21 protein-coding genes are annotated in these 22,465 nt (G+C 63.2%); 14 read left to right on the forward strand and 7 right to left on the reverse strand.

What is annotated here, in order from left to right; all coding sequences use genetic code 11:
- The first annotated feature begins 160 nt into the window (after positions 1 to 160).
- From BRAGE_RS0146950 to BRAGE_RS0146985, 8 genes are all read left to right on the forward strand, one after another.
- Positions 161 to 658 carry a (2Fe-2S)-binding protein gene (locus BRAGE_RS0146950; protein WP_027562609.1) on the forward strand — a complete coding sequence of 166 codons (498 nt, stop codon included), beginning with the start codon at positions 161 to 163 and terminating at the stop codon, positions 656 to 658.
- Positions 655 to 2,919, forward strand: coding sequence for a xanthine dehydrogenase family protein molybdopterin-binding subunit (locus BRAGE_RS0146955; protein ID WP_027562610.1), 2,265 nt, complete (start codon positions 655 to 657; stop codon positions 2,917 to 2,919). The genes BRAGE_RS0146950 and BRAGE_RS0146955 overlap by 4 nt, the downstream gene beginning before the upstream one ends.
- 12 nt (positions 2,920 to 2,931) lie before the next feature.
- Entirely contained in the window at positions 2,932 to 3,507 is a 576-nt protein-coding gene (locus tag BRAGE_RS0146960; protein WP_027562611.1) for a hypothetical protein, read from the forward strand.
- Positions 3,508 to 3,599: 92 nt separating this feature from the next.
- On the forward strand, positions 3,600 to 4,184 hold the full coding sequence (locus tag BRAGE_RS0146965) for a HutD/Ves family protein (RefSeq protein ID WP_027562612.1): 585 nt from the start codon (positions 3,600 to 3,602) through the stop codon (positions 4,182 to 4,184).
- A 110-nt stretch (positions 4,185 to 4,294) separates the two neighbouring features.
- Positions 4,295 to 5,488: an adenylate/guanylate cyclase domain-containing protein gene (locus BRAGE_RS0146970; protein ID WP_027562613.1), complete on the forward strand. Its 1,194-nt coding sequence runs from the start codon at positions 4,295 to 4,297 to the stop codon at positions 5,486 to 5,488.
- A 524-nt stretch (positions 5,489 to 6,012) separates the two neighbouring features.
- On the forward strand, positions 6,013 to 6,237 hold the full coding sequence (locus tag BRAGE_RS51465; protein WP_051378372.1) for a hypothetical protein: 225 nt from the start codon (positions 6,013 to 6,015) through the stop codon (positions 6,235 to 6,237).
- Between the two features lies 1 nt (position 6,238).
- On the forward strand, positions 6,239 to 6,451 hold the full coding sequence (locus tag BRAGE_RS0146980; RefSeq protein WP_027562614.1) for a hypothetical protein: 213 nt from the start codon (positions 6,239 to 6,241) through the stop codon (positions 6,449 to 6,451).
- Between the two features lie 109 nt (positions 6,452 to 6,560).
- Positions 6,561 to 7,358: an adenylate/guanylate cyclase domain-containing protein gene (locus BRAGE_RS0146985; protein WP_027562615.1), complete on the forward strand. Its 798-nt coding sequence runs from the start codon at positions 6,561 to 6,563 to the stop codon at positions 7,356 to 7,358.
- A gap of 66 nt (positions 7,359 to 7,424) precedes the next feature.
- Here BRAGE_RS0146985 and BRAGE_RS52050 read toward each other — a convergent pair whose 3' ends face one another.
- Entirely contained in the window at positions 7,425 to 10,436 is a 3,012-nt protein-coding gene (locus tag BRAGE_RS52050) for a tetratricopeptide repeat protein (protein WP_084334729.1), read from the reverse strand.
- Between the two features lie 479 nt (positions 10,437 to 10,915).
- Here BRAGE_RS52050 and BRAGE_RS0146995 point away from each other — a divergent pair, with 479 nt between their 5' ends.
- From BRAGE_RS0146995 to BRAGE_RS0147005, 3 genes are all read left to right on the forward strand, one after another.
- Positions 10,916 to 11,182, forward strand: coding sequence for a hypothetical protein (locus tag BRAGE_RS0146995; protein ID WP_027562616.1), 267 nt, complete (start codon positions 10,916 to 10,918; stop codon positions 11,180 to 11,182).
- Between the two features lie 494 nt (positions 11,183 to 11,676).
- A complete protein-coding gene (locus tag BRAGE_RS57530) occupies positions 11,677 to 12,249 on the forward strand; it encodes a hypothetical protein (RefSeq protein WP_231164125.1) in 573 nt (190 codons plus the stop codon).
- 215 nt (positions 12,250 to 12,464) lie between these two features.
- Positions 12,465 to 13,241: a response regulator transcription factor gene (locus BRAGE_RS0147005; RefSeq protein ID WP_035730786.1), complete on the forward strand. Its 777-nt coding sequence runs from the start codon at positions 12,465 to 12,467 to the stop codon at positions 13,239 to 13,241.
- On the opposite strand, the gene BRAGE_RS0147010 is transcribed toward BRAGE_RS0147005, so the two are convergent.
- The 4 genes from BRAGE_RS0147010 to BRAGE_RS0147025 all read right to left on the reverse strand — a co-directional run bounded on the left by BRAGE_RS0147010 (position 13,238) and on the right by BRAGE_RS0147025 (position 18,741).
- A complete protein-coding gene (locus tag BRAGE_RS0147010; RefSeq protein ID WP_231164124.1) occupies positions 13,238 to 14,656 on the reverse strand; it encodes an HlyD family type I secretion periplasmic adaptor subunit in 1,419 nt (472 codons plus the stop codon). The genes BRAGE_RS0147005 and BRAGE_RS0147010 overlap by 4 nt on opposite strands.
- Positions 14,657 to 14,706: 50 nt before the next feature.
- Entirely contained in the window at positions 14,707 to 16,443 is a 1,737-nt protein-coding gene (locus tag BRAGE_RS0147015; RefSeq protein ID WP_035730787.1) for a type I secretion system permease/ATPase, read from the reverse strand.
- A 137-nt stretch (positions 16,444 to 16,580) separates the two neighbouring features.
- The gene (locus BRAGE_RS0147020; protein ID WP_027562621.1) at positions 16,581 to 17,039 is read right to left on the reverse strand and encodes a hypothetical protein; all 459 of its coding nucleotides are present in this window, start codon (positions 17,037 to 17,039) and stop codon (positions 16,581 to 16,583) included.
- Positions 17,040 to 17,301: 262 nt separating this feature from the next.
- Entirely contained in the window at positions 17,302 to 18,741 is a 1,440-nt protein-coding gene (locus tag BRAGE_RS0147025; RefSeq protein WP_231164123.1) for a hypothetical protein, read from the reverse strand.
- Between the two features lie 341 nt (positions 18,742 to 19,082).
- On the opposite strand from BRAGE_RS0147025, the gene BRAGE_RS0147030 reads away from it, so the two are divergent.
- Positions 19,083 to 19,862 (forward strand): hypothetical protein, encoded by a 780-nt coding sequence (locus BRAGE_RS0147030; RefSeq protein ID WP_027562623.1) that lies wholly within the window; start codon positions 19,083 to 19,085, stop codon positions 19,860 to 19,862.
- A gap of 659 nt (positions 19,863 to 20,521) precedes the next feature.
- Complete coding sequence (locus tag BRAGE_RS0147035) at positions 20,522 to 20,773, forward strand: hypothetical protein (protein WP_027562624.1); 252 nt, start codon at positions 20,522 to 20,524, stop codon at positions 20,771 to 20,773.
- Between the two features lie 105 nt (positions 20,774 to 20,878).
- On the opposite strand, the gene BRAGE_RS56365 is transcribed toward BRAGE_RS0147035, so the two are convergent.
- Both BRAGE_RS56365 and BRAGE_RS0147045 read right to left on the reverse strand, forming a co-directional pair.
- Positions 20,879 to 21,049 carry a hypothetical protein gene (locus tag BRAGE_RS56365; protein ID WP_167336560.1) on the reverse strand — a complete coding sequence of 57 codons (171 nt, stop codon included), beginning with the start codon at positions 21,047 to 21,049 and terminating at the stop codon, positions 20,879 to 20,881.
- A 247-nt stretch (positions 21,050 to 21,296) separates the two neighbouring features.
- Positions 21,297 to 21,488: a hypothetical protein gene (locus BRAGE_RS0147045; RefSeq protein WP_027562625.1), complete on the reverse strand. Its 192-nt coding sequence runs from the start codon at positions 21,486 to 21,488 to the stop codon at positions 21,297 to 21,299.
- Between the two features lie 24 nt (positions 21,489 to 21,512).
- Here BRAGE_RS0147045 and BRAGE_RS0147050 point away from each other — a divergent pair, with 24 nt between their 5' ends.
- Positions 21,513 to 22,448: a helix-turn-helix transcriptional regulator gene (locus BRAGE_RS0147050; RefSeq protein WP_231164122.1), complete on the forward strand. Its 936-nt coding sequence runs from the start codon at positions 21,513 to 21,515 to the stop codon at positions 22,446 to 22,448.
- Positions 22,449 to 22,465: the final 17 nt, after the last annotated feature.

The raw sequence follows: 22,465 nt of genomic DNA on the forward strand, positions 1-22,465 counted from the left end.
CCCGCACCTCGCGTGAATTCAGCGTGAAAGACCACCAAGCCACGTCTTGCCAGGGAGTCCATCCCGCGCGATAATGACCCGCATATTGAAGCCTGAAGTTGAGCTACGCCGGTTAGCCGGCGATTGATTTCGTCAGAACCATCTGTTTTCCGGAGCGGTCATGCGCCAGCTGAAGGTGGACGGAAAGCCGCATGATGTGAATGTCGAGGGCGACATGCCGCTGTTGTGGTGGCTGCGCGACGAGCTCGGCAAAACCGGCCCGAAATATGGCTGCGGCATTGCGACGTGCGGCGCCTGCACGGTGCATGTCGGTGGCCGACCGGTGCGGTCGTGCTCGCTCAGGATCGGCGACGTCAAGGACGACGCCGAGATCACCACGATCGCCGGGCTGGACACGCAGGCCTTTCATGCGGTGCAGGCGGCGTGGATCGAGCATCAGGTGGCGCAATGCGGCTATTGCCAGCCCGGGCAGATCATGGCCGCGGCCGCCCTGCTGCAGGCCAGGCTGGTCGAAGGCAATCCGCCGCTCGCCGAAAAGGATTTCGACGTGACGGTCGATCACGTGATGTCGGCCAATCTGTGCCGCTGCGGCACCTACACGCGCATCCGCGCGGCGATCAGGACCGCTGCCGCCCGGCTGCAAGGACAAAAGTCGTGAAGCGCGCGCGCGGTACGATCTCGCGGCGCCTTGCGCTACTCGGAGCGGCCAGCGTGGCGGGCGGCCTCGTGTTCGGCTTCTACTATACCGAGCCGTTCCGCGTGAACCGGCGCCTCACGAACGGCCTCAAAAAGGGCGAGCACATGCTGACGCCCTATGTGCGGATCGACCAGAGCGGCGTCACCCTCATAACGCCGCGCGCCGATCTCGGCCAAGGCGCCTATTCGGTGCAGGCGGCGCTGCTTGCCGAGGAGCTGGACATCGCCTGGAACGACATCAAGGTCGATCCGGGCGCGCCGAGCTCGGCCTATGCCAATACCACGGTGGTCCGGGAGGGCGTGCCGTTCTCGGTGCTCGGTCATTTCAATTCCGTTGCGGAGATCATTGGCCAGGGTGCCGGCAAGATTCTGGGTCTCGAACTGACGGGTGGCTCATCGACCGTCGCCGACGCTTGTCAGAAGCTGCGTGTGGCCGGCGCGACCGCGCGCGAGGTGCTGCTGCTTGCGGCTGAGAAGCAGACTGGCGTTGCGAGAGCCAAGCTCGCGACGCGGGACGGCACGGTGATCCTGCCGGACGGAAGCGCGCTCAGCTACGCGTCTCTCGCCGAGACGGCGGCGACGATCGAGGTGCCGTCCGGCATCGTGCCGAAGGATCCGAAGGATTGGCGCTATCTCGGCAAGCCGATGCAGCGGATCGACATGATGGCCAAGTGCACGGGCACCGCGACCTTCGGTATCGACATCCGCCTGCCCGGCATGGTCTACGCCACGGTCTGCACCAATCCGCGCCTCGGCGGCGTCCTGCGCAGCTATGACGATTCGAAGGCTCTGAAGGCGAGGGGTGTGCTGAAGATCGTGCCGGTCAAGGGCGGCGTCGGCGTCATCGCCGACAACACCTGGCGCGCGTTCGAGGCTGCGAGGCAGATCGAATGCCGTTGGGGCAACGCGCCCTATCCGGCCAGCAGCGCGGCGATGTTCGACGCGGTGCGGGCGTCCTTCGTCCCGGAGCGCCGCCTGATCATCTCCAGGAACGACGGCAACGTCGATGCTGCTTTCGCCGCCGTCAAGCCGATCGAGGCCGAATACCGCGTGCCCTATCTCGCCCACGCCCCGCTCGAGCCGATGAATGCCGTGGTCCAGCTCAGGGGCGGTCGCCTCGACATCTGGACGGGGACGCAGATTCCGGCGTTCCTGGTCAAGACCGCGCGGGAGATGACCGGGCTGCCGGAAGACGACATTCACGTTCACGCGCAGCTCTGCGGCGGCAGCTTCGGCCGCCGCCTCGAGGACGATTATGTGCGCCAGAGCATTGAGCTCGCGATGGCCTATCAGGGGCCGCCAATCAAGATGACATGGACGCGCGAGGAGGACATGACCCACGACCTCCCGCGGCCGCTCGCCGTCGCGCGCATGCGCGGGACGGTGAAGAATCGCCAGGTCGAGGCCTATGATCTCGCCATCGCCGCGCCGTCCGTGAACGCCTCGCAATTCAGCCGGCTGAACCTGCCGTTTCCTTTGCCCGATGCGGCGATCGTGGCGGGCGCCTGGGATCAGCCGTTCGCGATCCCGAATTACCGTGTGAGAGGCTATCGCGTGCCTGAGCTGGTGCCGGTCAGCTCCTGGCGCTCGGTCGGTGCGTCCGGCAACGCCTTCATGCACGAGTGCTTCCTCGACGAGCTGATCCATGCCGCGGGCGCTGATCCGCTGGAGGAGCGGCTGCGGCTGTGCGCGAACAATCCTGTGTACGCGCCATCGCACAAGGTGCTCAAGGCCGTCGGCGAGATGTCGAACTGGGGCAGCAATCCCGGCGCCAACCGCGCCCGCGGGCTCGCCTTCACGCTGTCCTTCGGCGTGCCGGTTGCCGAAGTGGTCGAGGTCGAGAAGGTTGGCGATGCCATCGCGATCAGGCGCGTCTTCGTCGCCGCCGAGGTCGGCAAGGTGCTCGACCCCGACAATCTGACGAACCAGGTCGAGGGCGCCGTGATCTGGGCGCTCGGCCACGCCATGAATGCCGAGCTGACCTATGAGGACGGCCAGGCGATGCAAACGAACTACCACCAATATGAAGGCATGCGCCTCTATCAGGCGCCGCAGATCGAGGTCAAGCCGCTGGAAAACACCGGCCTCGAACACATCCGCGGCATCGGCGAGCCGGCCGTTCCGCCGGCCGCGCCCGCGCTTGCCAACGCCATCTTCGCCGCGACCAATAACCGGGCGTACGAGCTGCCGCTGATCAGGCATCCGAAGATCAGGTTCGTCTGAGGGGAGGGGCCGATGATCCGCTACGCGCTCGCCATCCTGCTGGTTGCGGGTCCCGCGCAGGCGCTGGCCGAGGAGTCCGCGCCTGGCCTCGCGCTTTGGGGCAAGATCCACGAGGTGTTCTCGCACCCGCGCTGCGCCAATTGTCACGTCGGACCCGATCGGGTGCCGATGTGGTCCGGGCCTGAATACGGAGCCGCGCCGCGGCCGCACGGCATGCACATCAGTGCCGAAGGCGGCGACGACGGCATCAACTATCTCGCCTGCACGACGTGCCACTCGAAGCAAAACTCGCTGACGCCGCACGGTCCGCCGGGGGCCACGAGCCCAAAGGGCGAGGCGGAGTGGCAGCTCGCGCCGGTCAAGATGCAGTGGTTCGGCAAGTCGAGTGCCGAGATCTGCAAGCAATTCAAGGACCCCGAGAGCAACGGCGATCGCAAGACGATCGCCGATCTCGTTCATCACGTCACGACGGAGCCTCTGGTACGTTGGGCATGGACGGTGGAGCCGGTGCGAAGGCCGCCTTATTCGGCGGAGCAGCTCGGCAAGCTCATTGAGGAGTGGGGCAGCGCCGGCACGCCTTGTCCGTAGGGCGAGTTGCGCCTATAGCGGGTTGAGAGTTTCACCGCGCATGGTGCGCGGATGACATCGGCTCACCCGCTTTTCCAAGACAGCTTCACCCCATGAAAACCACGCTGCTGACCTCCGAAGACTATACCCGCTCGCCCTGGAAGAACGGCGGCGGCATCTTCACCGACATCGCGGGGGCGCACCGCACCGACGCGCCGGTGAAGGATTGGAGCAGCCTGCTGTGGCGCTTCGCCTCGACGCCGATCGTGGCGCCCGGTCCCTTCTCCTACATGCCCGGCATCGACCGCTTGCAGATGGTGGTCGCCGGACGCGGCCTGGTGCTGAAAGCACCGGGGCAGGAGTTCGACGAGCGTGAACCCTTCACGACCGTGCGCTTCGCCGGTGAGCTCGAGATCGTCACCGCGCTCGAGGCGGGGCCCGTCGAAGTCGTCAATCTGATGGCGCGGCGCGGTGCGGCGGAGATCGCGCTTGTGGCGCTCAGGGAACCCGGCGAACGCGAGCTTGCCGCCGGCACGCATCTGGTTTACGCGGTTTCCGGCGATTGCGGCATTCGTCTCAATAGCGAGGATTTCGTCATCCCTGGGGGCTGCACGCTGAAGGTCGAGCTGACCAGGGCGGCCAGGCTGGCCTTCGTGTCGGGACTTGCGGTGCTGGCGTCGATCCAGCTCGTCGGCTGAACGGCCAGCGCCCCGGCCGCTGCGTACAATCTACGCAACTGGCCAGGTTGACGCCGCGTCGCCGGAGCACGATATCTGCCCTGATGCAGGATCGCCGCGAAGGGCAGGATATGAGCGCGCCAGACACAAAACCCTCCGCCACGTTGTCCGACGGCGTCGTCGACTGGCTGATCAACGGCACGCGCGACCAGCGCTTTATCGACAACATCTTCGCCGAGATGTGCATCCGCCTGCAGCAGGCGGGCATTCCGCTCAAGCGGGCGACGATGCACGTCCGGATACAGCATCCGCAATGGCTCGGCGCCGGCTTCCTGTGGTCGGACGGCATGCGTGAGGCGACGATCACGCGGGTGGACTTCGACGTCGTCGAGCGATCCGAGTTCATCGGTAGCCCCATCAATGAAATGATCGACGGCGCGACCGAGCTACGCGAAAGGCTCGAGGGCGATCCGTCGCTCGGCCGCAAGCATGCGATCTATGACGAGATGCGCGCGAAGGGCCTGACCGATTATGTCGTCTGGCCGCTCCATCACACCCTTGGCAAGCGACATTTCGTCACCTTCGCGACCGACCGGCCCGGCGGTTTCGACGACGCGCATGTCGCGGCCTTGAAGAATGTGTTGCCGGTGCTGGCGCTGGTCAGCGAGATCCGCATCAAGAACCGCCTGGCGCGAACGCTGCTCGAGACCTATGTCGGCTCCCATGCCGGCGAGCTGATCCTCGCCGGTGCCACCAGGCGCGGCACCGGCACCACGGTGCGCGCCGCGATCATGATCTGCGACTTGCGGGATTTCACCAAGATCTCCGACAATTGGCCGCGCGACGACGTCATCGACCTCCTCAACGATTATTTCGACGCGATGTCCGAGCCGATCGCCAAGCACGGCGGCGAGATCCTGAAATTTATCGGCGACGGCCTGCTCGCGATCTTCCCGCTCAGCCAGCCTGGTGCCTGCGCCAACCTGCTGCATGCCGTCAACGAAGCCCGCGACGCCATGGCCGCGCTGAACGCGCGCAACAACGGCACCGGCCGCGCGCCGCTGAACTACGGTATCGGCGTCCATGTCGGCGATGTCATGTACGGCAATATCGGATCAATGAGCCGGCTCGACTTCACCGTGATCGGCCCCGCCGTCAACATGGCCTCGCGCCTGGAAGCGCTGACCAAGCAGATCGGGCGAAGCGTGCTGCTCTCGCGCGACTTCGCCGAGCTGGTCCAGCCGAAATTCGAGCTGGAGCGCGTCGGCAAATACGAGGTGCGCGGCTTCAGCGATCCGATCGAGCTGTTCGCGTTTCCCGGCTGACACGCGCGAGGTCGGGCCGGTCCTCGTTCACTTATCTTCATGTTCGGTCAGGGCCGGCTTGAATGCCTGCGCCCGCGATCAGGCCTGCCTTGTCGCGGCATTTTCCGAGATCGAACGAAAATCCGGACGCCGGGCGTTTTCTGCTCTGCCGGTTGCGCAAACGCACGCTTGCACGGCTCGCCCTTCATCAGCGAGGCGGCACGTCGTGCGGATGGGCAAATGGAGGGGCCCGGTTGAAAGAGATTGCCGCGCAGGACTCCTAAGGTGGTTTCGTTGGCGACATCCGGCGTGACAACAGAGGAGGCTTCAATGCCAACCTGCTCCGAAACCCTTCACAGTCGAACCGGGCGATGCGCAGTCTGCGACGGCAAATTCGGCCTCGTCCGGTACTACGCGTGGCACAGGCCTCTTTGCTCGAAGAGGTGCGTCGAACGTTTCGCGGCGCGCCGTCAGGATGATCGAAACTGGGTGGGCCGTTTCCCGATCGCCTTCGGCAGGCCTGCAGAAAACCCTATGAGGATCCCATGACGCTCCAGATGTCACGACGAGGCAAGGAATATATGGAAACGGCGCAGAGCCTGCTCCGCGCGGCCCGCAGCATGACTGACGATGCGGTTGCGGCACGGCTGAAGATGCTGGCCGAGGATTATCAGCGCCGCGCCGAAAAGGCTTCGACCGCCGATGCAGCGCGGCCGGTGACGCGCTCGGCCGCCAGAAGCGGGTACGACTGGTCGAAGGAGCTCGCGTGAGATGATCCGGATCATTGCCGTGCTCTGTCGTCTTGCCTCTCCGGCGGACTGCCATGAACAGATCGTCACGACCTCGGACTTCGCCGATGTGACGATGCAGTCCTGCCTGATGGGCGCGCCGCAGCTCGCCGAATGGATGGCGCAGCACCCGGCCGAACGTCTGGCCGCCTGGCGCTGCACGATCGGCGGGCGAGGCGACGGCAAGGGAGCCTAGGCTGCGGAGACCCGAGCAGCGTGCCGGCAAGCACCGTTGCCAACGCGGCAATGTCCGATTACGTTTTGGCCCAGGTCAGCCAGACGTTCCTGCGATCGGCCGCATGGTCATGCCAAAATTCCTTCGCATCGGTCTCCATCAGTCGAACGTCTCCGGGTACACGTCGAAGGCGTGGTGTGTCAGGCGCGTCGGCTCGATGATCTTCCTGAAATGGGGCGCGGTGGAGGTGGACGGCGCTGGCAAGGGGCGCAAGGTCTACTGGAGCCGTACGCCGCAGGAGAAGACGGTCCGTTGCGGCAGCGCAGAGCGCGCCCAGGATTACGCGAAATCCGCGATCGCGCGGCGCCGCAGCCATCGCTATGAGCCGCTCAGCGGGTCCATCACGAACCGTCCCCGATCGGCCGCGTCCAGCCCCGAGCTCAAGCAGGCGCTCGCCACCATCCTGATCGTCGACATCGTCGGCTCAACCGCGAAAGCAGCAAAGCTCGGCGATGCCCGCTGGACCAAGGTGATGGGCCACTATTACGCCGCGGTGCGCAAGGAGCTGAAGAGCTCGCGCGGCAAGGAGGTGACGACGACCGGAGACGGCGTGCTCGCGACCTTCAAGGCGCCGGCCGCCGGCATCAATTGCGCGACCGCGATCCAGAGGGCCGTGCGCACGCTGGGCCTCGAGATCAGGGTGGGGCTGCATGCCGGCGAGTACACCATTAGCGGCGGCGAGATGGTCGGTCTCGCCTTCCACATCGGCACGCGCGTCGCGGCCAAGGCGCGCGCCGGCGAAGTCCTGGTGTCGAGCGCGGTCAAGGACCTGATGAAGACGCCGTCCACGATCCGCTTCAGGGATCATGGCAGCCATCAGCTCAAGGGCGTGCCGGAGCGGTGGCGGCTGTACCGGGTGGAGGGCTGAGGGCTGCGCGTGCAGCTAAAGCGCGATGAGATTTGGATGAATCGTCATCGCGCTTTAGGTTGTTGTTTACGCATGATCCTTCCGGAAAACCGCTTCGCACTTTTCCGGATCATGCTTTAGCCCTTCGTCGTTCGCTACGTCGCGGCTGCGCCACGCGGACGCCAGGTGCTCCAGTTCGCGCCGAACGCTGTCCACGACGCTGGCCCAGTCGTCTCGTTTCGGCTGCCGGAACAGCCGCATCGAGCGGTACCACGGGCTGTCGTCGCGGTGGAGCAGCCAGCGCCAGTCCGGGTTGAAAGGCAGCATGGTCCAGACCGGCGCGCCAAGCGCGCCGGCGAGGTGAGCGACGCTGGTGTCCACCGTAATCACCAGATCGAGACAGCCGATCAGCGCCGCTGTGTCGCAAAAATCCGTGAGATGATCCGTGAGGTCGACGATATCAGGACGTTCGTCGAGGAAGGCTTTGTCCCGATCCCGGGGGCCCTTCTGCAAGCTGACGATCTGAACATCGCAATCGAGGAGGGGAGCAAGCGTCTCGAGTGCGATCGATCGGTCGTGATCGTTCTTGTGCGCCGGATTGCCCGACCAGACGAGACCGACGCGGAAGCGATTGCGCCCGCCAAGCCGGTCTTCCCACGCTTTCACGCGCGCCAGGGGGGGCGCAGGAAGGTACGGCTCCGGGCTCGGGATCGTATCAAGCCGTGTCTTGAGCGCCAATGGCAGGGTTCCAAGGGGACAGTGGAGGTCGAACGGCAGCGACGCCGCGGACGGTCGGCCGACACACATTGCGACGCCGGAGACCTCGGCCAGCAGCTGCTGGATCGGAGGCTGGACCTCCAGGATGACCCGTGCTCCGAGCGCGGCCACCATGGGGACATAGCGCGCAAACTGGATGGCGTCGCCGAATCCCTCGTCGGCATGAAGCAATATGGTCTTGCCTTCGATCGGTTGGTCGCCAAGCCAAACAGGTTGGGAAAAACCACGATTGAGCAAACCGACAGGAAGTTTCCAGCGCGCTTCGCGTCCAAGCCAGCCTTGCTCGAAGTCCCCCGTCAGCAACTGTAGTGTCGCAAGATTGTAGGTCGCCACCGCATTGCCCGGGTCGACCGTCAGCGATCTGCCAAAGGTCGCGAAAGCTTCATCCAGCAATTGCAGATTCAGCAATACCAATGCCCTGTTGGAAAGGGCTCCGGAAAAAGCCGGTTGAAGCTCGAGCGCCTGATCGAAACACGCCAAGGCCTGGTCCATTCGGCCGAGCTTCACATGAAGCACGCCAAATTTGTTGTGCGTGTCCGCCAGGCTGGCGTCGAGCGCAATGGACGTTTCGTAGGCGGCCTCCGCTTCCTCGAACCGCTTCATCTCCTGGAGGCAATCGCCGCGAATTTGATGCAGGAGTGCGAAATTCGGGTCCGGCTTCCCGGCTACATCAAGGCATTCGAGCGCTTCCGCATACCGTCCGAGACTGAACAACAGGCGTCCGCAGCTGTTCGCCGCTTCCAGATATTGCGGATACAGCTGTAATGCCCGCTGGAAGTGCAGCACAGCCTCGTCCGTGCGCCCGTGTTGCCGGTGCATATGGCCGAGGTAGTTCGCGACGACTGCATCCAGCGGTTTGGCGATCGGGGCCTTGCTCTGGAGTTGCCGTGCTTCCGACCGCCATTCGGAAACCCGCCCATCGAGCTCGCGCCGAACGCAGTCCACGACGCTGGCCCAGTCATCCCGCTTCGGCTGTCGGAACAGCCGCATCGACCGGTACCACGGGCTGTCGTCGCGATGGAGCAACCAGCGCCAGTCCGGGTTGAAGGGCAGCATGGTCCAGACCGGCGCGCCCAGCGCGCCGGCGAGGTGAGCGACGCTGGTGTCGACTGCGATCACTAGGTCGAGACAGCCGATCAGCGCCGCGGTTTCGCTGAAATCCGTGAGATGATCCGTCAGGTCAAAGATATCACCGCGTTCGGCGAGGAAGGCCCGGTCCTGATCCCGGACGCCTTTTTGCAGCGAGACGAACTGGACGTCGCAGTCGAGCAGGGGCGCGAGCGTGTTGAACGCGATCGATCGATTGTGATCGTTGTTGTGATCCGGATTGCCCGACCAGACGAGGCCGACGCGGAGGCGATCGCGGGCGCCAAGCCGGTCTTCCCACGCCCTCACCCGCGCCGCCGGCGGGGCAGGAAGGTAAGCGTCCGCGAACGGAACCGTGTCGAGCCGCGTTGCGAGCGCCAGCGGCAGGCTTCCAAGCGGACAGTGCAGGTCGAACGCGGTCGAAGCCGCGGCCGATCGGCCGATACATGCTGCGACACCGCTGATGCCTTGCAGAAGCGGCTGGATCGGCGGCGGCACCTCCAGGATGACCTGAGCCCCGAGTGCGGCCACCATCGGCGCATAGCGCGCGAACTGGATCGAATCGCCGAATCCCTCGTCGGCATGCAGCAGGATGGTCTTGCCTGCGATCGGCGTGTCACCAAGCCAGAGCGGTGCGGAAAAGCCGCGATCGACGAGGCCGAGCGAGGCTTTCCAGCGCGCCTCGCGTCCCAACAGGCCCCGCTCGAAATCTCCGGTCAGCATCTGGAGCAGCGCGAGATGCCAGATCGTGTGCGCATTGACCGGATCGGCCGAAAGCGCCGCGCCGAGGGCCGCGAAAGCTTCGTCCAGCAATTGCATGCTCCACAGCGCCCGCGCCTTTTCGGTCAGCGCTGCGGGGAAATTCGGACGAAGCGCGATTGCGCGATCGATGCAGGCAAAGGCCTGCTCCATTCGGCCCAGCCGCGAATGAAGAGTGCCGAGGTTCTTGTGCGTCTCCGCCTCGAGGGGGGCGAGCGCAATCGACCGCTCGAAATCGGCCTGCGCCTCCGCGAACCGGCCCAGCCGCTGCAGGCAAAGCCCGCGCGTCTGATACAGCGGCGCGATGCCAGGATTGTGCCGCTCGAACAGGTCGAAGCATTCCAGCGCTTCGGCGTAGCGGCCGAGATGAAACAGCGATTGGCCTTGCTTCAAGGCCTCGAAATGCTGCGGCAAGGCTCGTGGTGCGACCGTTTTTAACTGTTGCTTGGCCGCAGCCCGGCGCTCTTGGCGATTCATGTGGTGACCAGAAGGAACCAGGTAAAAATTGCTGACCGCGCTATGTGTGCGGAATCCACCGAGTACGGCCGTAGCGTCCCGTTGCGGCAGTTTCTGGCGCGAAGCTGGTGTGAAGCTGATGCGGGTCGAACGCTCCGTGATCGCCAGCTGCCCTGTCCGGAGCAGAGGTCACGAGCGGCCCGACTGAATTCTTGGTCACGTTCGATGCGGGGCCGTCGAATCCGCCCTTCCGGCTCGTATTTGCGACGATTGCACGCGCCTCAGTCAAATAGAAAACGACTTCGTGAGTTGGGAATAAGCACCGGGCTACGCACGTCTAAAGCATGATCCGGAAAAGTGCGCAGCGGTTTTCCGAAAAGATCATGCGCAAACAACAACCCAAAGCGCGATGATGATTCATCCTGATCTCATCGCGCTTTAGGGGTGGATTGGATCTCTTGCCTTGCGAGAGATCACCCAATCGAGAAGGAGTAGCCACGATGACATCATTCAAAAATCCCGTGGGGTCGGTGCTGTTCAAGGCCCTGTTGACCGGACTGGTCGTCACCGCAATCTCTGGCACGCCGCTCCAGGCACGCGAGCACCGCGCCGGCGATCGACACGCCGAGCACAGCGTGGGGTCCGGCAGCTCTCGCATCGAGGGCGACCGGTCGATCGCGACGCCGGCCTACCACGCATTTGCGCCGGCGCCCTCGGAGCAGCCGGGCGGCGTTTGCGACCACGGGGATAATCCGATGATATGCTGAACGGCGGACGTAGTGGAGCGGGTTACGATGGCAGCGGACTCAATTCACGAGCCTTTGGAGCTGTGAAGACGGCCGAGCCGTTGAATGCACTGTCACCGTGATAGCGGCAGGACTCGAACCTGTGACCCGACCGTTATGAGCGGCCGAATGTTGGTCAGCTCCGTTGATCCCCGGCGATTCTGTTCGAGCCCAATTGCCTTCGTTGCGTCTCGTGCCTGAAGGCCCTAAGTCGGCGATCGGCAGCGTTTGGTAGCGCAAACCTTCAGACGAACTCGCAAGTTGCAGAAGGGTCCAAGAGCGGACCAAATCGGCCATGATTGCTCTCACCATCGGCCTTTCTCGTCTGGAACCTGATCCAGTCCGGCCATCCGGACATGGGCCGGACAGCGGCGCGCTTAATGGGCGCTTAATGCTTTTGCGCAACAGATAGATCACCAGCGCGGAATTAGTCCTAGTTACGAGTGCGAGCCGAGCTCCCGAGGAGGGGAAATCGGATGGGACTGCTTTTTGTCGGAGTGCTGGCAGGAGTCCTGATCGGCTTTGGCTGGTTTGCGCCTTCCCGGGGGTATTTCCTCGGGTGTGCGTCACGGCCCTGTTTCGACAGGGTTGCTGTCGCCCAATCCGCGCAGCCAATGCCGAAGGCGTTGGCGCCAGAGCCTGCGGTTGTCAGATCGAGTTCCGCAACGCCGGCAAAGCCCGGCAAGACATCAACCTCGAAAAAACGCGGATCGACCGAGCTTGCCAAAGCTTCGTCCCCGCGAACGAGGATCAGCGAACGGCCCGCGGAAATGCCGGATCCTGCTCTGGACAAGGCGAAGGTTGCGATCGCGACGCAGATGGGAACTCCGGAAACGCTCGAACTCAGCGACGTGAAGCGCGCAACGCGAAAGAACATGCTTGGACGCCCCGTGGATACGATTTGCGGGCGCGCGAAAGGAAGAAGCGCGTCAGGCGGCGAGACTGGAGAGAGGCCGTTTCTGTATCTCGTGAAGGAGGATGAAGCATATGTCGTCGACGGCAAGTCAGGGTCGGCGGCGTCAACGGCGTATCGAAATATCTGCAATTGAGGGAATGCGTCGACTTCGCCACGGCGTGGTGCGCGCCCAAATGTTTTGAGCGGAAAGAACTTCCACCCAGGTGTCAAGTGATCCCGCAGTGGATGCGGCACTAACGGCGGCACTGCGCCGCTCTCGTGTTGATGCATTCAGGATGAATGCGGGCAGCAGGGAGACGCAATACGGAATGGGAATATCGCGGAAGTTCTTTTCATCTCGAGGACATCATGCACGACATAACCAACCCGTCAAAACGGCTCAATGAATCGCTTCACTTGCCGGTTCTGGTGATCATCGAGCCGCTTCTGTTGCCTCGTACATGCATTCTGCAGATCCTCAGGAGGGAGTTGGACGAACTTGAGATCCTTGACATGGCAACGGCCCAAGGCCTGGACTGCACGTCAGCCCGCGATGTTCGTCTGGTGATGCTGAGTATCGCGGACAAGCCCATCGGCGATCCCTCGGTTGAGGACGATCTCGCCTTCGTTGCGGAGTGTTGTCCCAATGCCGCCACTGTGGTCCTGTCAAACCATGACGACGAGCCGACCGTGCAGGCCGCGATGCAGCGGGGCGTGCGCGGCTTTCTTTCCTCCTCGCTGCCGATCGAGATCGCGATAGCTGGCCTGCGCCTTGTTCTTGTCGGCGGCGCCTACAGGCCGTTGCCCGTGGCCGGGATCAACAGGATACCGGATTTCGAGCCGCCTGATGCGCGCGGGCCCGCATATCTGATGAACGAGGGAGCCAGAGTGGCTATCGACAGGAGCGTGAACGATCTCACGCCTCGTGAGCAACAGGTTCTGGCGGAACTGGAGCTCGGCCTGCCCAACAAGCTGATCGCCGCCAAACTGGGCCTCTCGGAAAGCACAGTCAAAATGCACATTCAGCATATCATGAGGAAATGTGCCGCGCACAATCGCACGGAAGCCGTCCTCCGCTGGCGCGGCCGGTTGCCCGCGCAGAGTCGCGATCACGACGGCGGCGCAGCTCCCATGCACGAGACCTAATCTTCTCTGAATGCACCACGGAAGCTGTCGAGCAGGGGCCTGAGCGCGTAGAGAGCCACGGTGCCGCGCCCCGTCGTGATGAACACTTGGACCGGCATGCCGGGGACGATCTGGATGTCGTTCGCCGCGATCTGCCCGTCGTCGATCCGGATCTTGGTCGCGTAGTATGGCTGGTCGGTGCGCTTGTCGAGGAGCCGGTCTGCGGATACGTGCACGACGGTCCCCTTCAGGCGAGGTACGCGGCGCTGATTGTACGGTACGAGGTGAACCTCGGCGTGGAGGCCGGGATGAACCACATCGATGTCCTCGGGCCTCAGGCGCGCTGTTACGATGAGACGGTCTTGCCGGGGCACCAGGTCCATGAGCGGAGCACCCGCTCCGATGACGCCGCCGGCCGTATGAACCCGCAGATCGGTTATCACGCCGTCCTCGGGCGCCTTGACCTCCGTTCGCGATAGCTGGTCCCTTGCCGCAAGCAACCGCTCGCGGAGCTGGAATATCTGGTTCTGTGCTTCACGAAGCGACTGTGCGATCTCGTTCTGTCTCTCGCTCTCGAGCTTGAACAAGGTGGCCTGCTGTTCGCTGATGACCTGCCCGGCGCGAGCAATCTGCGCGGCGGTCTCGCCGCGGCGGCCCTCGACCTCGGCCAGCTCCCGCTGCAGGTTCAGAAGCCGCGGCCGCCGTTCGAGTCCCTTGTTGACGAGGGTCGCGACCATATCCAGTTCCTCCCGAACGATGTCGACCCGCTGCCCGGTGGCGGTTTCCTGAGCCTTGAGACCTTCGATCTCCTTCTCGACTTGACGCCTTCGTTCGCGAATGACCGCAATCTGCGACTCGTGAACCTGCAGGCGCGCCTGGAAAATGAATTGCTGCGCCGACACTGCAGCGGCGGCCACTCCGCTCTGCCTGCTGTCCTGTTCCAGCGCGTCCGGGATTGCGATCTTATCGAATCTCTGCTGCTCGGCTTGAAGCCGTGCGGCACGAGCAGCTGCATCCCAAAATTGGCCTTGAAGACTTTGCACCTCCGAGCTCGCCCTTGTGTCCTCCAGCGCGATCAGCGTTTGGCCGCTGCGCACGATATCGCCATCCGAAACCAGGATCTTGCTGACGATACCGCCTTCCAGATGCTGGATCGTCTTGCGACTCGATTCCGATTCCACGACGCCGGACGCGATCGCGGCGCTCTCGAGCGGCGCGAGGCTCGCCCATGTCCCGAGCCCCAGCATGAAGCAGAGCACCAGCAGATTGCCCGCAACGGTAATACCGCGAAGCCTTCCGCGCGGAGAGATCGGCGTGGGCGTCGAGCACCATGGAAATTCCAGAGGCTCGAAATCGTCGATCGCGGTCACCACGACGCCAGATCGTCGGGCGGGCGAGGGGCTTGTCGGCGCTCGCATGAGCTGGTCCCAGATCATGGGAAGTCTCGAGACGGCGGGATGCTTCCATATGGTGAGGGAATTCCAGATCATGGCGCAATCTGCGAAGTAACCTGGGGGCGGCTCAGGTGCCGTTCAAAGATGTCCTCGCTGTCGCCGAACGCGGCGACCGCACCGTCCTCCATGATGGCAATCTTGTCCGTGGCGGCGAGGAGACCCATCCGGTGAGTGACGACGACAAGGATGACGCCTGCGAGCTTCATGCGCTCGATCGCATCCAGGAGCATTCGCTCGCCCCCGTAGTCCAGGCTGGCGTTGGGTTCGTCGAGAACGACGAGGCGTGGACTGCCGAAGAAGGCGCGGGCGAGGCCGAGGCGCTGCCGATACCCGCGCGAGAAGGTTGCTTCACTCTGAACCACCGTGTCGTAACCCAGCGGCAAGCGCATGATCGCCCCGTGGATACCGACGAGCTTGGCCGCTTCGATGACCTTCCGCCGATCGGCATCTTCAAGGCGTGCGATGATGTCGTTGATCGTGTCGCCGAGGAGGTTGATGTCCTGGGGGAGATATCCGAGGCGGTCGCCGTTTCGGCCCTCGCGAAGCAGCAAGACGTCGGTATCGTCGAGGACGACACGGCCACGCGTTGGCATCGACAGCCCGGCGATCACCTGGCCGAGCAAGGACTTGCCCGACCCGGACGGACCGATAATGCCAAGGCATTCTCCGGGCATGAGGCTGAACGAGATGCCGTTCAGGAGAAGATGGTTGGTCCCCGCAAGCCGCACGTCAACATTGTCGACGACGAGGCCGCTTCGCGCCTGGAGTGGAGCATCCTCCGCGCTCTGCTGCCGGGCGACGGGGAATGCAGCAAGAAGAGCGCCGAGCCGCTGACAGGCGCTCACGGCCGACACGAGTGATTTCCAGCCTGCGACCGCGCTTTCGACCGGCGCGAGCGCCCGGCTGAACATCAGCGTGGCAGCAAAGATGATGGCCGGGCTCTTCCCGTGATCGAGGACGAGCCATGCGGCGGCGCCCATGATCAGGACCTGCGACAGCGCGCGAACCGGCTTGGCGGCCAGTGAGACGATCTCGCCGCGCCGGAGCGCCACATCGTGCTCTCTGCGCGCGTGCTGCGCGTCACGGTGGATCATGCGCGCAGCGTTGTCGAACATCCCCATGGCGCGGATCATGTGGATGTTGCTCGCTGCAGTCTGAAGGCGGCCGCAGCTTCTGGACAGCGCGGCGCCGGATCTGAGCAGAACGTCTTCCGTGACCAGCTCTCCGGCAACCGTGAGCGCGAACAGGAAGGCGACGCAGCAGGCGCCCACCGCGCCAAGCAGGGGATGGATCAGAAAGAGGACAAGGAGGAACAAAGGCGCCCAGAGCGCGTCGAACAGCATCGGACATGCGCCGGACTCGACGAACTGGCGCAGCACGGTGAGATCCCGATATGCGCCCGACGCCTGGGTCCAATCGCTGCGAAGCGCCGATTCGAGGCCGGCCGAGAGCACGCAAGGACGAAGGCGATCGTCGAGCCAGGCGCCAAGGCGTCCAAGGACGGCGCGCCGCAATGCATCGAATACGCCGCCGACGACCACCGTGATCGCGACGATGAGCGTGAGCAGGAGCAACGTGTCGCCGCTCCGGCTCGACAACACCCGGTCGTAGATCTGAAGAAGATAGATGGAGGGCGCGAACAGAAGCAGGTTGTAGCTGCAGCTATACGCGAATACGAGACCGAGCGGTCCCGCGCAGGACCGCAGGGCCGCGTGCAGCGGCGTCCCGATCTGCGGCAGGATGGGCAACCGAATGGGCGGCATCAGCATGATAGTCACCGCCTGAAATCGAGGTCCGGCGCACTTGGCCGATGGCCAAAATCATCCGCCAACGAGTTCGGCGGGGTATTGGCTCGAACTTCAGGACCGGTGGCGGCGGCCACCGGTCCTGCCGGACGAGCTGGTGGTCAGAACGTATCGAGATGGAAGCTGACTTCGCCGCCGAGCGCGGCGTTGCCGTCTCCGCCATGGCCGCCGACGCCGGCCACGACTTCCTGATGCTGGTCCACCCAGAGCTTGTTGGTCTGGGTCGCATCCGTATTGGCGTAGACCTTGGAGGTATCGTAACCGCTGTAGGACTTCTGGCTTCCGTTCGACTCGGCGTCGCCGCCATGGGCCTTCGAAAAATACGAGGCCTTCGCGTTGGCGCCGCCGGCATCCCAATCTGCCGTCTGTTTGACGTGATCGCCGGTGTTCACGTGCACGTCGGCACCGACTGCCTTGTTGCTTGGATCGAAGTTGACCGTCGGCTTGCTGATGATGGCTCCCTTGAAGGTGCCGTCGCCACCATTTCCGACGTTCTGACCACCGGTGCTGATCGATTTGAATTCGATCGAGTCCGAGATGTTGATCGCTTTGGGCATCATGTGTGCCTCCCTCTGTTGGCTTTCGTGCATCATCCATCCCGATCAGGCGGACGCGCGCGGCAAGTCTGATCCGGCCACGCGCGATGGCGATAGATGTCAAATCGGACACCATCCGGCTTGGTCGATCTACGTACGAAAGTATGGACATTCGTCGCGCAACACCGGAGCTCGAGACATCCGGAGGGCCCCGCAGGGCGAGCTCGCATGTGCAGAGCATCGAGGCAGCTCGCGATCGGGCTTGCGCGAGCGGCACGATGTTCCGCTATCCCATCAGGTGAAGATCCGACAGAAGATGGGCGGCGAGATCGCCACCCAGCGCGAGATTGCCGTGGCCGCCGTCCCCGCCAACACCGGCGATCTGGATAGCACTCTGGTCGATGTGCACGTTGTTGACCTGATCGGCTACGGCCGTCGAATGGGGACCTGCGATTGCGATATTGATGGGTGCATAGATCGCGACGCTGACATCGATCAGGCTGCCGGCAAAATATCCGTTGCCGCCATTGCCTGCGCCGTTCGAACCGGTCGCGATCGTGTCGGAGCCGCCCCAAAGGCCATGAGATAGGAGGTTTGCATGGCCGCCCGCCGCGGCGTTGGCGTTGCCGCCGTGCCCGCCAATGCCGGCGATCTGAATGATGGATTGATCGAAATAGGCGTCGTTGGTCTGGACCGAATGAGTGTTGGAGCCATAGCCCGCGACTGCGATGTTGATCGGGTCGTACACCACGACGGAGGAATGGACGAGCCCGCCGTAGAACGCGCCGTCGCCGCCATTGCCGGCCTGGCTTCCGCCCGTTTGAACGTCCCCGACGCTCCCGCCGTTGCTTGATCCCCAGCTGGGGTCGAGCGTCATGACGCTGCCGCCGGCGGCCACGTTGCCATTTCCGCCACTTCCGCCGACGCCCGCGATCTGGGTGGCCGACTGATCGATGTCCACCGTGTTCGATTGACTTGCATGCGCAGTGCCGCTCGAGGCCGCCACCGCAATATTGACCGGATGATAGATCACCACGGGAGCGTCCACGATCGCACCCGAGAAATGACCGCTGCCGCCGTTTCCGGCGCCGTTGTCGCCGCTCGCGATCAGGCCGGCGGCCAAGGAAGTACTGACGCTGCCTCCCGATGCCATGTTGTCATTGCCGCCATGGCCGCCGACGCCGGCCATCTGAAAGGCGGATTGATCGACATTCAAATTGTTGGACTGGTTGGCGAGGGCGACCGAGCCGTATCCCAAACTCACCGAGATGTTGATCGGTTCATAGACCAACAGGGACGCGTGAATGAGACTTCCGTAAAAGTAACCGTCTCCGCCGTTCCCGGCCGTGTTGGCTCCGCTCCCGACCGCAGCAACGCCCATCCCGGCATGGGATGCGGGTGTGATGGACGAGACATCCAGGCTCACCGCGTGATTGCCGGCGTGGCCGCTTGTGTCGACCCCCGATGTGGGATGTTTGGATTGAATCGGGTCGGAGTCACGATACTGGGTATTCGCGCTCGCGGGGTGCGCTTCAGGACCTGCAGATTGACCTGCGAATTGACCTGCAGACGGGCCGGGATCATGGACCAGGGCGCCACCGCCGACTGCATCGGTCGGGAACGGCGCGCTCGGTGCCGGACCCGCTTCGTCGTCACCATCGTACCCATCGTGCCGATGAGAGGCGTGATGCAGCCGGATCCCATCCGACATCCGCGAAAAATCCATCCTAGCCTCCCTCATCGCAATCGCTCCACGCAATCGGACGGGTTCTGCACTCCGGACAGAATGTCATCCTGCGAAGGTCGAAAGCCCAGTCGTCAGTTCGGATGTAGCGCTTCGTCTGGCAGCCGGTACATCGGCTACATCCGTTCGGGTAAAGTTACCGCCTTTGCAACTATGCGTGCGCTGATGCTTGCAAGTGCGACCTTGAGGAGATGGCGAAAGGTCGCTTGCGTCTCGCCTGCGGCCAAAATGAATCCACCGCGTTGCCGGATTTAAGTCGCATTGCGACCCAGGTCACGGCCAAGACTCCCGTCCGGGCAGGGGGCGCAACACCGGGGTTTTTCATGTCCGGTCATTTGCGAATTTGTTACGCCGCTTTTGCACTTCTTGCGGGTCTGTCGACATCATCCGCGTTTTCGGCCTCCATTTCCGAACTCTTCAATGTCGGTCCCGCCTCAGCCCCTGCGCCCGCTCCCGCGGAAGCGGAGTGCTTGACGCGGCCCGGCAAGTCGACCGCCGATGGCCAGCACTGGGTCTATCGGTTGGAAGGCCGGCGCAGATGCTGGTTCCAGGCCGGCGAAGGAACAGAGAGGGTGAAGAAGCTGGTTCAGCAACGCGCCGCCAAACATCGTGTCGCTAGCGCCGAAGAGAACCAGACCGCGGCGCACAAGCGGAAGGTGGTGGTGGATGCGCGCGCGGAGCTGCCGCGCTCCGCAGCTGCGGATGCGTCCCGGCCGAGCCCGTCCGTGCTCGCGCAGGTGGTTGATGCCAGTCCCGTCCTCGCCGCCGGGATCGCAACCCGCGCGTTGCCGGTCCCCCTTTCCAAACGCGACCGGCTCACGGCTGACGAGATCGCGCTGCGCCAGGTCGACGTTGAGGCACTGCTGGCGGCGACGCCGGCCGCCAGTGACGTCATTGCCGCTGCGGCGATGCCGCTCGCACTTTCCGCCGCCGAGGCGGACGATGACGGATGGGTCTGGACCTGGCTTGGCATGCTGCTGATGGCTTTGGGGCTTGTCTCCGTCGTCAGCGCTGGTCGAATCATTCGATGGGATGTGCTGCTGCACCGGCTATCATTCGCTTGCCAGCGGCTGGCGGCTCGTTTCAACAGCCTCGGCGCATGATCTAGGATCGCAATTGCGGTGACAGTGTCGTTGATTCATGAGCCTTCGAATCCAGGAAACGGCCGGAGTCATTGAGTGCTCTGTCACCGTAATCCCGACTTCAGACATGCGCGGATGTGCGGGTCACGCAACGGTGAGCGTACCGATCTGCCGTTCGCGCAGCTGTGATTTTCCACTGCGTGTCATTTCTCGAGCGCGTACCTATCTAACTCCCATCAAAAAAATTCGAAGGAAACGCTTTCGACAGAGCAGCTGATTCTGCCAGCGCGAATGCTCCGCACGAAACTACAAACGTTCGGAGCACGATTATGGTTAGATTCAGGACTTCCATCATTGCAGCGATTATATCGATTGGCGCGATAAGCTCTGCAAGCGCCCAGTGCCCGACATGGGCGACTCAAAATCCAGCTTCGTTTCAGGCCCAGTATCCCAATAGGGATATTTTGAACGACTGTGAGTTAACGCCAGCAGGCAGAATGGGCCTCGAACTCCCCGGCGGGGCGGCTCCCTGGTTTGGGCCCAACAGGGCTTATGGGGCAATGCCTGGCGTTGCTCGACACCACAGCTTTCAGCACCGATCGCGGTGAGTATCTGAAGATAAACCCGAATGGTCGGATTCCGGCCCGTCGATCGCGATATCGAGAAGTCCGAGACATGCGATGAACGCGACATTGCTCAAGATGGCCGTGATCCTGAGCTGGAGCATCGTCTTCATGCAAAACGTGGCGAAGACGAGAAGAGATGCGAGACAGCCGGCACCTTCAACCCAGGACTTCGAGCCGCAGAGCAAAACGTCTGAGCAGCGCATTTCCGCGTCCTTCTATCAACTTGCCCCTGAAGAGCGCGACGACCCCCGCACATGTGCTCAGCGGACCTGGATACCGAAGCAAACGCAAAAAATCAGATGCTGATCGGCTAAAGCATGATCCGGAAAAGTGCGAAGCGGTTTTCCGAAAAGATCATGCGCAAACAACAACCTAAAGCGCGATGACGATTCATCCCAATCTCATCGCGCTTTAGAAGAATCCGGCACTGAGATCCAGCCCATAGGTCATCGACAGCAGCCACACCAAGAGGGCGGCTCCACAGAACAACGCGGTCTGCTCGAGGACGTTTGCCTGCAATGACGATGCGGGGAACACCCGGACAAAAGCGTTTGCGATCGCAGCAGTTGCAACGGCGCGCATGATGATCTCCAGGAGTTGGCTAATGACTGGGCGTTAGCGAGCGTCGTGCTTCGCGCACGAGCTCACGATTCCATTCTCGGCGACGGCGGGCTTCTTCGATCTCCCAGAATGCCCAGACAAAGCAGGCCCCAAGGCAAACTGAAATCAGCATGAGCAAACATGCCCAATCGCTAGCGGTCTGGATCACACAATTTCCAATGCAAATGAAATCTCGGCTCCAGGCAAATGGTGCGTCAACAGCGCCCGATCAGGGAATGTTGATCGCCGGCAGCGGGCCGGTGGGTCGAATCAACGCTTTAGCGGGTTGCTCCTGCGCGAAGGCCGCGAGGGCAATCAAGACGGCGCAGAATAGGGCGATGAAAAAGCCGAGACGCCATCGCCGCTCCGTCCGGTCGTCGTCGGGCGTGTCAAGCCGGCGCGCGCCCGTTGCTGTGCGCATCGTTAATCTCCGAATATCGTGACGGTGAGAAGGCCAGTCCTCCCAACACCCGCACTGAATATCGCGCCACTTGATGCGTCCGGGAACTACCTAGAAAGGTGGTCCGGTGTCTCCTATGCTTGCTCGAAGGTCGGTGACCTGCGCACTCGTTTCGGGGGGGACATGTATCTATCCACGGATTCCACCAGTCCGCAGAATCAAGATGTCTATGCACTTTGGGATCGGCTGGCCGAGTTCTCCGTCGGCGACGGCGACGCCGCACTGACACATCTGCTGGCCGCACTGCGCACCATGTTGTCGGCACGCAATGTGCTATGGGGTGTGGTCGTGCGATTGCCTTCGCCGAAGCGGGCCGATCCCTTGCTCGGCTGGCGTCCGCGCCTCGTCCGCGTGCTGGATCCGATACCGGCGGTGGCGGCATCCGTGCAGAAGCAGTACGATAAGCTGTGGTCCGACAACGTCGACCTGTCTCAGATCCTATCGATGTCGGGAGATGAGCCGTTCCGCGTCCGCCTGCTGTTCGAAGCGCTGCCGCCGGAATGGTTCGAGGGCGAGCACTATCGCCGGCACTATCTGGACGTCGGCTTCGCCGACAGCATTTCCGTGCGCATCGCGCTCAACGCCGACGTGAGGATTCGCCTGTTCGTATTTCGCGACACACAGTCACCACGCTTCTCGGCGCAGGACGCCCAGCGTCTGGGCTTCGTGATGCGCGCCTTGCGATGGTTTTGCCGGCAGCAACTGCTCAGTCACGGTTTGCTCATCGCCGAGGCGCCCCTGACGCCTGCCGAACGCAGGGTGTTGCTCGCACTGCTCGACGGGGACACGGAAAAGCAGATCGCGCAGAGGCTCGACCAAAGTCCGAACACCACGCATTTCCACGTCAAGTCGATCTACGCCAAGTTCGGCGTGAGCAATCGCTCGGCGCTCACCGCGCTGTGGCTCGGCAAGCTGCGATAACGAACTTGCACAGTTGA

Source organism: Bradyrhizobium genosp. SA-4 str. CB756 (assembly GCF_000473125.1).
GTDB classification, from domain to species: domain Bacteria; phylum Pseudomonadota; class Alphaproteobacteria; order Rhizobiales; family Xanthobacteraceae; genus Bradyrhizobium; species Bradyrhizobium arachidis.